The 12,338-nt window shown below is 37.4% G+C and carries 7 protein-coding genes and 1 pseudogene; 5 read left to right on the top strand and 3 right to left on the bottom strand.

Features of this window, described 5'->3' with window-relative positions; all coding sequences use genetic code 11:
• Positions 1–125: 125 nt before the first annotated feature.
• From uvsE (IE222_RS16035) to IE222_RS16025, 3 genes are all read right to left on the bottom strand, one after another.
• Positions 126–1,091, bottom strand: coding sequence for a UV DNA damage repair endonuclease UvsE (gene uvsE / locus IE222_RS16035; protein ID WP_191274510.1), 966 nt, complete (start codon positions 1,089–1,091; stop codon positions 126–128).
• 29 nt (positions 1,092–1,120) lie between these two features.
• Entirely contained in the window at positions 1,121–2,074 is a 954-nt protein-coding gene (gene uvsE, locus IE222_RS16030; RefSeq protein ID WP_191274507.1) for a UV DNA damage repair endonuclease UvsE, read from the bottom strand.
• Positions 2,075–2,455: 381 nt separating this feature from the next.
• Positions 2,456–4,504, bottom strand: a complete 2,049-nt coding sequence (locus IE222_RS16025; RefSeq protein ID WP_191274506.1) for a LamG-like jellyroll fold domain-containing protein — start codon at positions 4,502–4,504, stop codon at positions 2,456–2,458.
• Between the two features lie 490 nt (positions 4,505–4,994).
• Here IE222_RS16025 and IE222_RS16020 point away from each other — a divergent pair, with 490 nt between their 5' ends.
• From IE222_RS16020 to phnX, 5 genes and pseudogenes are all read left to right on the top strand, one after another.
• A complete protein-coding gene (locus tag IE222_RS16020; protein WP_191274505.1) occupies positions 4,995–7,253 on the top strand; it encodes a chitobiase/beta-hexosaminidase C-terminal domain-containing protein in 2,259 nt (752 codons plus the stop codon).
• A 337-nt stretch (positions 7,254–7,590) separates the two neighbouring features.
• Positions 7,591–8,661: pseudogene (locus IE222_RS16015) on the top strand (putative 2-aminoethylphosphonate ABC transporter substrate-binding protein); the annotation flags it as partial.
• Positions 8,662–8,744: 83 nt separating this feature from the next.
• Positions 8,745–9,758 (top strand): putative 2-aminoethylphosphonate ABC transporter ATP-binding protein, encoded by a 1,014-nt coding sequence (locus IE222_RS16010; RefSeq protein ID WP_191274503.1) that lies wholly within the window; start codon positions 8,745–8,747, stop codon positions 9,756–9,758.
• Positions 9,759–11,519 (top strand): putative 2-aminoethylphosphonate ABC transporter permease subunit, encoded by a 1,761-nt coding sequence (locus tag IE222_RS16005; RefSeq protein ID WP_191274502.1) that lies wholly within the window; start codon positions 9,759–9,761, stop codon positions 11,517–11,519. It begins immediately after the preceding gene.
• A gap of 17 nt (positions 11,520–11,536) precedes the next feature.
• Positions 11,537–12,334, top strand: coding sequence for a phosphonoacetaldehyde hydrolase (gene phnX, locus IE222_RS16000; protein WP_191274501.1), 798 nt, complete (start codon positions 11,537–11,539; stop codon positions 12,332–12,334).
• Positions 12,335–12,338 lie beyond the last annotated feature (4 nt).

Here is a 12,338-nt window from a genome sequence, read left to right as displayed (position 1 = left end):
TTATTGAAAAATAAATATATTTTCAATTGAATCCGTCTACATGGAAAGCCTTCAGTGATGCAAAGCTTAAACAATGGTTCTATTGTCCGAGTTGGTGAAAAATTTAGCATCGGTATATAGAACCATTATTTTAAGTGGAAAGAAGAACCGTCAATAATTTCAACATCCTGCCTTTTTTTAATTTCATCCATTAAATGAAAAAGCGCCTCATCTTTTCGCTTAGCCTCAATCATACAATCAATTAGCTCAACACTGCCCTTAATGACTCGGAGAAAATCGAAAAACATTTCACTATTTACATAATCCGCATGATGGCGAAACTCCTTATCACTCTTCGGACTAGATATATGCATTTTGATAGGAAGCGGGGAATGCCGCCATGTTTGAATCACTCGATCCCAGCTGTCCTCCCAATTTGGATTTTGATGATGGGCAAGGTGATGATGATAATCGAATACAAGGGGTATTTCCAGTTTTTCGCATAAGTAAAGGGTATCTTCTAAGGTAAAAGATGTATCATCATTTTCCAGCATGATCATTTTTTGAATCGGTCTTGGGACGTCCATCCAATTGTCAACAAACCGTTCAAGCGATTTTTCCGTTTCTTTATAATTGCCTCCAACATGCATGACACAGCGATGAACCGGGTTAATTCCCATCGCTTTTAATAGTAAATAATGCAGTTTTAATGTTTGTATTGAATTTTTTAATATATGCTCTTGCATAGAATTAATGAGAACAAAGTGGTCTGGATGAAAATCAACTCTGATATTATGAGTTTTGGCAAAATCCCCAATCTCACGAAGAAGCCCTTTTAACGGCTTTAGATAGTTCCAATCAAGAAGCTCCTCATGATTCGCTAATGGAATTAGGCGGGAGGTTAAGCGGTAAAAATGAATATCAGAAGCCGCATTATGCCTAAGCAGTCTTAATGTATGTTCCAAATTCGTTAGTGCAATCCGCTCTAATTTGCGAATGGCTGCTTCCCGGTCATCGATTTTCTGAAATTGAGCAAACGTCATTGTTTTCGATGGCGATGCGTTTTTTAGTTCCATACTCATGGCAACATAACCAAGCCGCACGATTGTCATGTTTTTTCACCTCTGAAAGGGTTTAATTTTTACCATTCCACCGCTGCACTCGATATTCGCTTAACTCCCCGAATAGCCGCTACCTCTTCTACGAGTCTTTGCATGGCAAGATTCTTTTGTTTGGCTTCTATCATGATGTCAAAATCCAGATTTAGTTCTTTTGCTATTTTAAAAAAAGGAAGTACAAATTCTAATGAGACAAAATCAGCATGGGAACGGTAGGCTTGTTCTGACTTTGGTGAAGAAAGGTGTACTTTTGGTCCTGTTTTAGAGCGATTCCATGTATTAAAAATGCGTGGCAAATAAAGGGGAAGGTCAACCTCTCCTTTATTTGCCATATAGTGATGATAATCGAGGATCATGGGGATATTTTCTTGTTCACAGGTAATAAGTGTTTCCTCCACATCATATGTCTTATCATCATTTTCAAGCGTCATATGCTGTTTAATTTCATTTGGCAGTTTTACTAAATTTTGATGGAATCGTCTTAATGAATTCTTTTTATCTCCATAAGCGCCGCCAATATGAATATTAATGATTCCTGTTTCAAGCGCATTCATCGCTTTGAGCATCTTATAATGATAGTCCATATCCTTTACTGCATTCAATGTTACTTCTTCTCGTGGACTCGTGAAAAGTGTAAATTGATTTGGATGAAAGCTTGCTCGAAGCTTAGATTGTTGTATTATTTGTCCTAGCTCTTTCCATTCCTTTTTGAATGGAGTAATGAAATCCCACATCACTTCCGGATGGGTGGCTAAGGGGACAAGCGAGCTGGAAAAACGATATAATTTTATTTCATGTGCGATGTTATAATGCAGAATCCTTTTGGTGTTTTCTAAATTTTGCGCGGTAACAGCTTTAAGCTTTTCCATTCGCTCATTTTTAGGAAGGGCTGAATACCGTGCAAAAGTAAGCGCCTTTGATGGACTTGCATCCCATAACCCTAATGCATTCGCGACATAGCCAAAACGAATCTTCATATAACTTTCCCCTTGATTTAATTAATATGTTTTTAAAAATTTCTTGATAAATTCTTAGGATTAAAGTAAACATTTTTATTATTATACGAAATCGCTTTCCTTTATACAGATAAAGAAAATTGCAGGAAGCCATTTTTTATTAGTTTGGATAGGTGATATCCTATTTGGACAGGGATATGATGGTAAAGGAAAACTCCATCTTTACTATTAAACAATGTAATTATACTAGCTTTTATGATTCAAAGAGTAATAGTGCAAATTGTTCCTTTATAGCTAAATTTAATGGCCTTAGCCCAATAGAAAATCGGACTAAAGCCATTCGTTAAATTCGGTAATATACTGTTTATTTAAAAGGCAGCAGTTTGTTTAGGGCAAACAACTTTATTTGTCTGCTTTATGAAATAGTCCATTTGGAATTTCAGTATCCCAATTTTCCGGAATATCCAGACGCAGCGCATGGGCAATGACTGCTGCAGTATCTATATTTTCTACATTTAACAACACTGTGCCAGCGGTAATCGACTTCCCTTTAGCAGTCCAGAAAATGGTCTGTTCTTCTTGAGAAGATCCGCCATGACCTGTACCTTTTCCACCATGATCCGTTGTGACAATAATGAGTGTATCCTCCATAAGTCCTTCTTCTTCAATAGCCTGGACAATTTGGCCAACATGTTGATCAGCTTTATGTAAGGCCTCATACCATTTTGCACTGCCATAGCCATAATTGTGACCAGCACCATCAACTTCATCCAAATGAACAAAAATATTTCGACTGTCTTTACCTTCAGCTTTGATATAATCTACTGTTTTTTGTGTTGTATTAGTATCGTTACCACCATTTACTTTATAAGCACCTGCAGAATCTTCAATAATTCCTTTATTGATCGGTGACCATGTAGTAAAGGAAGCTTGCTTAAGCATAGGACGTTCTTGTTTCAGCAATTTCATATACGATGGATAAGGATTTTTTTCTGGGTAAGGATTATCTATATTTCCGTTGTTTAGACCATGCTTTGAAGGTACAACCCCATGGAGCATGGAGCCCCAATTTTGCCCGCTAATCGTAGGCATCATGGCTTTTGCTTCATATGTTCTGGCACCTTCACTCATTAGCTTCTGTATATTTATTGCATTTGCCTGAGGGTCTTTTACCCCATTTCCAGCTCCATCAATTCCGATGAATACTACTCGTTTGTATAGGAAATCTTTCTTGTAAGGAGCTAGTTTTTCTTCCATCATTTGTACATCGCTGCGATCCACTACTTTATCACCGGTAATATCAGCTTTTTGAGCTTGTTTCCAACGTTTGTCACCTTCATGACTATTTTGGTTTTTCAGTATGAGTAATAAATCATCCTTCGATAATAGCCCATCTCCTGACACATCGATAGAGTTTGTGACATGTACATTGGCTGTCGCTGTTTTTCCGCCATCGACGGTATTAACCATAATCGTCGCAACGCCAGGATTCCCGGCAATAATAGTGGGGCGTCCGTTAATCATTTCGATTTTCGCTACTGTTTCATCACTGGAGCTCCATTCAACCTCCTTTACCGTCGCATCTATTGGAGTGACAGAAGCTGTTAGCGGCATAGGTGCACCCGTTTTTAGATTAAGTTCAGTTTGATCCAACAAAACGGATTCTACAGGAGTGGGTGGAAGCGGCGGTGCGCTATCGTACATGGAACGAACTTCTGTTTCAGTCAAGGCTTTTTGATAAATCTTAAGTTCATCTAACTTTGCAGTCAAAGTAGATCCGTATATTCCTGTACCATCCTGCCCAATTTTGGTTGTATATGGGGAGTCGAGCGTTCCTTTTAAATTAGCAATATTGATTTCTTTGACTAGGTTTCCATCTTTGTAAAAGCGGGCGCTTCCATCTCGATCATGTGAGACGACGATATGATGCCATTTACTGTCGGCTACATCCGGTATGCTGAAATCCAATCGCCCGCTGTTAGATGTTTTGTAGTTCCATAGAAGATTACCTCCACTGTTCAAGGCCAATATCCAACCAGTGTTACTTCCAGAATTCCAGTTTTTATTTGAAATAATGGAAGGATCCCCATTGACCCCATCTGATTTAATCCAGAAGGATATTGAAAAATCAGTGCTTTCACCGAAACGGAGCTCACTTCGATTGCCTAAATCAACATATTGCCCTGTGGATGTAAAGTTAATGGCTTGTCCGATCCGTCCTTTGGTATAGACGGGGTTGCCGTAGACAACAGCGGAAACAGAGCTAGAAGAGCTATCGTTCGTATTATTGTCGAATTGCAAATCTAGAACGGTCTCTTCATTAGCAAATACAACGGACGACATTTTGTCGGATAAGATATTATATGGGAAATCACTACCGACTGCAGCAAATGACATCGCCATGGTTAATGTTGTTCCCACTGCCGCTTTTTTAAACTTATTAAATTTCATTCATTTTCCCTCCAAATTTTAATAATCTGACATCTCAATTGTAAGAAGCAAATGTAAATAAATTAGTAGATTTATGTAAAGTATATTTTAATAATTTGTAAATAGTACACAGAAAAACAAACAAAACAATACAAACAGTCGTTTTAATCTTTAAAATTTATTTGTTTTTGTTGTTCTTGAGGTTGCTAACTATTAATAGTTTTTTGTTAAAAAAATTTTATTCTTTACAAAGAATTAATAAAAAATAGAGATGTAGTTAATATAAAATCATTAAAATGGCAATGAAAAACACATAAAAGTAACTAAAACAACAAAATTTTGTGTGTTTTTGTATGGATTGGAAAGGAGGGACTAGATTGTACTATTTCAATTATTTTACTTATTAATTTTTCCAGTCGAGTTACAAGTAAGGAATTGTTTCCAAACCTAGAAATATTGCAGATTAAAATTTTATTCTAGTAAAAAATATTTTTTGGAGGTTTTATTAAAGATGGCTAAAAAAATCTTAAACCTGATTATCGTAATTACAGTTATATGTTTTCTTTTACCAGTCTCAAACATTTCGTTTGCCAAAGAAAATATGGAGTTCGTAGGAATCCCTAAAGCTTCAGAGCCAAGTGGCCGTTATGAAAATGCAATAATCGTTTCACTTAGTACTAAAACGAAAAATGCTGCTATCTACTATACACTAGACGGAACTCAGCCAAATAAAAAAAGTAAGAAGTACAATAACAATAAACCGATTATCATTAAAAAAACGACGAATCTAAGTGTAATTGCCATGAAGAAAGGTGTATCTAGCAAACCGGTAACCTTTTCTTACATCATAAAGACGAAAGAAAAACCATTACTGCAGTTTGTTGCTATGTCGGATGTACATGTTGGGTCACATGAAAAAGGAGATGCAAGATATGCAAGTTTTTTTGACACAATTGCATCGATTTTTCCTCACCCTGATGCAATTTTGTCAGTAGGTGACATGATAAATGACAATGGTTTTGATAAACCGAATGATCACAAAATTGTAAAAGACATCTTGTTAGATAACCTGAAAAGAAAAAATATGACAGATACAAAAGTACAAATGGCCATTGGGAACCATGATGCAAGTGTTGCGAAAATGCAAGAGCATTACCCGCCGGAATGGTTTACCAGCCAAAAAAATGGATACTATGAAACTCAAATTGGCGGTTATTATTTCTTCTTTTTGAATGGCAATAACTATAACTCAGATACTGCGCAGCGAAATTGGTTAAAGGGCAGATTGTTGGAAATTGCAGCTGACCCGCAAAACAAAAATAAGCCTATTTTTGTAAGTGTTCATCAACCTATTTCTAACACAGTGATGGATGGACAACAGGCCTCCAATCCCAACTTAAACGCAGACCTGAAGGATTTCCCACAAGTCATTACTCTTTCTGGTCATTCTCATCTTAACATTAATGATGATCGATCTATTTATCAGAAAGATTTCACTGCACTTAATCTTGGTTCTATGTCTTACATTGAGTCTGATCATGGATACCAATCTGTAACTGAAGCAGGACTTGCTGGAAGATTTGAATTCCCTGTTTCACAAGCCCTGTTCATTGAGGTTTATAAGAATAGAGTTGAGGTAGATAGAGTTTCATTAAACGCAGACCCTGGTGATATTTATGCAGGAGGGAAATGGTCAGCTGAACCTCAACCGCCATTCAATAGTGCAGGGGTGACTGAAATAAAAAGTAATTTTAAATATACAGCTGCAAATCGAAATAAAGTAGCTCCTCAATTTGAAAGAAATAGTAACCTTATCGTTGAAAATCTAGATGCAGTTCCAAATTTAACATTTATACAAGCAAAAGATGATCAAATGGTACATCATTATGAAGTTAAAGTGATGAAGGGAGAAAATGGATTTATTGTAAAGAATCTAAAGGTATTTTCTGATTATATGTTTTCGCCAATCCCAGATAAAATGAATATCCCTTTGGAAGGGCTAGACGGACAAACCAATTATAAAGTTGAAGTTACGGCCGTTGATAGCTATGGCAATAAATCGTCAACCATTCAAGAACCATTTAAAACAGGTGGAACAGCCCCGGTACTAACACCGATTGACCATGAAACAATGTGGAAGGATTTAGTGGTTGATATGAAGTTTGATGGGAACTTAACAGATGATGCCAAAGGTGTTACAGGTTTAGCAGCATTGAATGGAAGCGTCAGTTATGTTGATGGAATATCAAATAAAGCTGCATTTATTGCTGCGGGTAATAGTAATAATATTGATTTAGGAGATAGAAGTGACCTTAAATTTGGCAATGGCAGTTTTACTGTATCATTTTGGCATACAGGCAATCTGGCTGGTGATCAAACTGTAATTTCAAATAAAAACTGGAGCAGCGGCGGGAACATAGGATGGTATATTGGACCGGCTCTTACAAACAGCATGACTCTAAATCTAAGTGATGGTATTAATAGATCAGATATCCGAGCAACATCAGTAGGGAACGAATGGCATTTGTTTACAGTTTCTGTAGACAGAACGAATCATACTGGAAATGTGTATGTTGATGGTGTCGAAAAAGCTGCTGTAGATATAACCAAACTTGGAGAAAACAGCTTAGATACTGCTTTTAATATTATTATTGGTGCGGACGGTAATAAAGGGTATGGGGGAGCAAATATTACAATTGATGACCTTAAAATTTGGAAAAGGTCACTTTCTAATATTGAAGTAAAGGCGCTTTCTGACTCATATAAATAGTGTATTTTTCGAGAAGAGGAATACCATTGACTTTTTTCCCTAAGTAAAACGATCGGCCAAGTGCTTTTTAAAAAAGCCTTGGCTTTTTTTACTTGTTCCTTGTGTTGTTACATAAAAAACCCGCATATCAAGTAGTATCGGTTCATTAAGACATGAGCCATTCCATGTTAGATTTAGCTTCTTTATCCTAATTAGGTTCATAGATGAATTTATAAAACAACACTAATCAATAAGAAAACACAAAAAACAAAATCTTTACATTCTATTCATACAAGCTTAATATTGCCGTTTTATAGTGGAATTGTTGATAAGTTTCATACATAAAGGGGAGGAAACCATGAAAAACCACATTATTAAATTGCTTGTAGGTGTTATTTCATTAATGTTGTTAGCAGCCTGTGGTAATTCAAAAGCAGCATCTGAAGGTGGTAAGAGTGAAGGGGAATTTTCAGGAGAATTAACAGTTTATACGGCTATAGAGGAAGAGCTGATTCCAGATTATCTCAAGTCTTTCAATGAAGCTTATCCTAATATTAAATTGAATATCGTCCGTGATTCAACAGGGGTAATTACAGCGAAGCTTCTATCTGAAGGGAAAAATACTAAAGGGGATGTTGTTTGGGGATTATCTGCTTCAAGTTTGCTTGCGTTAGAAGAAAAAGATATGCTCCAAGGTTACACACCAAAAGGAAGCGATAAAATATTGCCTCCTTATAAGGATTCCGAGCAACCCGAAAAATGGATTGGAAATACAGCATACCAAACAGGTATTGTTGTGAATACTGAGGAGCTGAAAAAACGTAATGTGCCTGTGCCGAAATCCTATGAAGATTTAGTAAAGCCTGAATATAAAGATTTAATAGTGATGCCTCACCCGGCTTCTTCCGGAACAGGATTTTTAACAGTTTCAGCTTGGCTGCAAATGATGGGGGAAGAAAAAGCGTGGGATTTCATGTCCAAACTGCATGAAAATATTGGTACATATACACATTCTGGTTCTAAACCGGCAAAACTAGCTGCAGCAGGTGAGTATCCTATTGGTATTTCGCTCGTTTACAGCGGCATTCAGCAAAAGCAAACAGGCGCCCCGGTTGAAGTGATTCTTCCTCAAGAAGGGTTAGGCTGGGATGTAGAAGCAAATGCGTTGATTAAAAAAGCTGATATGAAAAACGAAAAACTAGCGAAAGTGTTTCTGGATTGGGCCATTACAGATGATGTGATGAAAAAATACTATGATGCAAATGGTTTTTCTACCATGAAAAATAACTTTGCAAAGCCTGAAGGGTTTCCAGAAGGCGTCGAGAAGAAAATGCTCCAAGGAAATGATTTAAAATGGGCTGCAAAAAACCGTGATGATATCCTGAAAAATTGGGATTCGCAGTTCGGTAAAAAAGCGGAACCGAAAGAACAGTATGCGGCAGCGCTGCGGGAAGCCCCTTTTTCCCGCAGCGGTGATTACAATAACCTCTAAAAAGGAGAGGAGAATTTCCAATGAGCACCTCTTTTTTAAACATTAAAAATATTAGCAAAAAGTTTGGGCAATTTTCGGCCCTAAACGAAATATCGTTTAGCATAAAGAAAAATGAATTTGTCTGCTTGCTTGGTCCGAGCGGCTGCGGAAAAACCACATTATTACGTATTATTGCAGGACTTGAGGAAGCGACATCCGGTCAGATTGAGCTTGATGGGAAGGACATTACAGCACTTCCGCCAAGCAAACGCGATTTTGGAATTGTTTTCCAGTCGTATGCATTGTTCCCAAATTTAACTGCTCTCCAAAATATTGAATATGGATTAAAAAATCGCAATTTTTCTAAAAAGGAGTATAAAGAACGCGCTCTTGAAGCACTGGAATTGGTAGATTTAGTACATGTAAAAGATAAGTACCCCGCACATTTATCAGGAGGGCAGCAGCAGCGTGTTGCTTTAGCCCGTGCAATCGCATTTTCACCAAAGTTTTTGCTGCTTGACGAGCCATTGTCAGCGTTAGATGCAAAGGTCCGTGAAAAATTGCGGCGCGAGATTCGTTCAATCCAAGAGAGAATTGGGATTACAACCATTATGGTAACCCATGATCAAGAGGAGGCATTAACAATGGCAGATAAAATTGTTGTCATGAATAATGCTGAAATTATGCAAGTAGGATCACCACAAACGATTTATTATCAACCTTCAAATCCTTTTGTGGCTGATTTTATCGGATCGATAAATCTATGGAAAGAGCAGAACCATTGTACACGAATGATGGCCATACGACCAGAGCATGTCCAAATCAACGCAAAAGGAGGGGTCGAGGCATTTGTGGAGCATGTGGAATTCAGGGGACCTGTATATCGTCTTCAAGTTAGAGTGAATGAGCAATCTTCATTCCTGTTTAATAGGGTCATGAAAGTCGATGTGACCTCCCAGGCCATTCAACAATTTAATATTAGAAAAGGTTCTAAAATTTCAATATCACTGCCACATGGGCAATTGTTAGCATATGAAGAACAGGTGGTTGTGTAGATGAATTCAGTGTTAAACGAAATAAGCCCGAACAAAAAAGTAAAACAGAGAATTGGCGCGAATGAATGGCTGGAGCGATTATTAGTCACCATGGTTTTGGCATTTTTTCTGATAACGCTTGTGTTTCCACTGCTTGCTTTATTTGTTCAAGCTTTGTACAACAAAGACAATATATTTGTTGGTGCACAAAATTTTATTGAATATTTTCAGACAGCCACACTTGTTTCGTCTTTAAAAAATACTTTATTTATTTCAACTGTCACGATGTTCATTTCTGTTACACTTGCCTTTTTTTACGCTTACTCGATTACTAGAACAAGAATAATAGGAAAAGGCATTTTCCGTTATATGGCACTTCTTCCTTTGTTTGCGCCAACGATGATGCACGGAATTGCCCTAATGTACTTATTTGGTAATCAAGGCTTCATTACAAAAGGCTTTTTCGGGTTATTTCCAGGTGTCGATCTTCATCTTTACGGTCCTGTCGGAATCATAATGGCAGAGATTGTATATACATTTCCGCAGGCATTTTTAATCTTGTTGATTACGTTAAAAACAACTGATAATCGGCTTTATGAAGCCGCAGAAACACTTGGAACGGGTAAATGGAAACAATTTTTAACGATTACACTGCCAAGTGCCAAGTATGGATTAATTAGTTCGATGTTCGTAGTCTTTACATTAAGCTTTACCGATTATGGTGCTCCAAAAGTAGTTGGCGGACAGTACAATGTTTTAGCAACAGATATCTATAAACAAGTTGTCGGTCAGCAAAACCTATCAATGGGTGCCACGGTTGGTTTTATATTAATGATACCTGCTGTATTTGCCTTTATTGTTGATCAAATGACGCAGCGAAAGCAATCTACGTATCTATCGTCAAAATCTGTGCCATATAAAATAGGGAAAAATCGTAAAAGAGATTTGGCTGCGTTTCTCTACTGTTTCTCCATAACGGGGTTTATCCTTATACTCATGTTTGCTGTGATGGCTGCAGCATTAGTAAAAGTTTGGCCATACAATCTACATTTGACATTGGACCATTTTAGTTTTTCAAGTTATACCGGTGATGGATTAACAGCTTATAAAAATAGTTTGATTATATCATTCTTAACGGCGTTTTTTGGAACAATCCTGACATTTTTGTTTGCCTATGCGATTGAAAAAATACGTAAGCTGTTCGTTTATCGAAAAATCAGCTACCTTTTATCGATTATTCCACTTGCTGTTCCGGGGCTGGTAATTGGCATAAGCTACGTTTTTTTCTTTAGCAGGCCGGAAATCATCATTTTGAACTGGTCGATTTCCAATCCGTTTCATTCGCTGTATGGGACGATTTGGATCATTGTTCTGGCAAATATTCTTCATTTTTACTCAGTGGCATTTGTAACAGCGACAACGGCTTTAAAAAAGCTTGACCGGGAATTTGAATTGGTTTCGGAATCTATGGGAATACCATTTTATAAAACTTTTTTTAAAATTACCGTACCGATGTGCCTTCCGGCGATTCTGGAAATGTCGATGTTTTATTTTGTTAATTCGATGGTGACTATTTCAGCTGTTGTTTTTCTTTATTCTGCTGATTTTAAATTAGCGGCCATCTCCATTGTTAATTTGGATGATGCCGGGAATTGGGCATCAGCAGCAGCGATGAGTGTATTAATTGTTTTCACGAACATTGTCGTGAAATTGTTATATGAATTTGGACTTAAAGGATTGAAAAAGCGAACTGAACGTTGGCAGCTTACAAATGAAAATTAAGAGGAGTGTATGTAATGATGGCAAAGATTGAAGGAATTATTTTTGATTGGGCAGGGACGACAATTGATTATGGGTGTTTCGCACCTTTAAACGTTTTTCTCGAGGTATTTAAAAAGCGAGGTGTTGACATTACGTTAGAGGAAGCGCGTGAACCGATGGGCATGCTTAAAATTGAACATATTCGCACGCTTACAGAAATGCCAAGAGTAAGGAATGAATGGATCACTAAAACCGGTAAAGCACCAACAGAACAGGATGTCATCGAAATGAACGATGATTTTGAGCGGACACTGATCAAAATTTTGCCTGATTTTACAACCCCGATTCCAGGAGTGATCGAGACAATTCAAGCCCTTAGAGACCGTGGATTGAAAATCGGTTCAACCACTGGTTATACGAAAGAAATGATCGAAATTGTTTATCCGAGAGCAAAGGAAAAAGGCTATTCTCCTGATTTTTATATCGCCTCAGATGAAGTGAAAAGCGGACGTCCTTATCCTTGGATGTGCTATCAAAATGCCATGGAATTGGAAGTTTACCCGATGAATCGTTTAGTAAAAGTCGGTGATACAAAGATTGACATGGAAGAAGGGCGTAATGCAGGGATGTGGGCGATTGGTATCGTTCTTGGCAGCAGTACACTAGGGCTTTCTGAAGAAGAGGTCAGAGGGCTGGATCCAGCAATGCTTGAAGAAAAAATGAAAACGGTGAGGAAGAAGTTATTTGATGCTGGAGCACATTACGTCATTGATTCTATCCGTGAATTGGTAAGTGTCGTTGAAGAGATTGAAAAAAAAGAACTAGTTGAACTGTGAGAGG

Origin of the sequence: Neobacillus kokaensis, from assembly GCF_014656545.1 — a bacterium.
GTDB classification, from domain to species: domain Bacteria; phylum Bacillota; class Bacilli; order Bacillales; family Cytobacillaceae; genus Neobacillus; species Neobacillus kokaensis.
The sequence above is the reverse complement of the archived record's forward strand: the minus strand, read 5'-3'. Positions and strand labels throughout refer to the sequence as shown.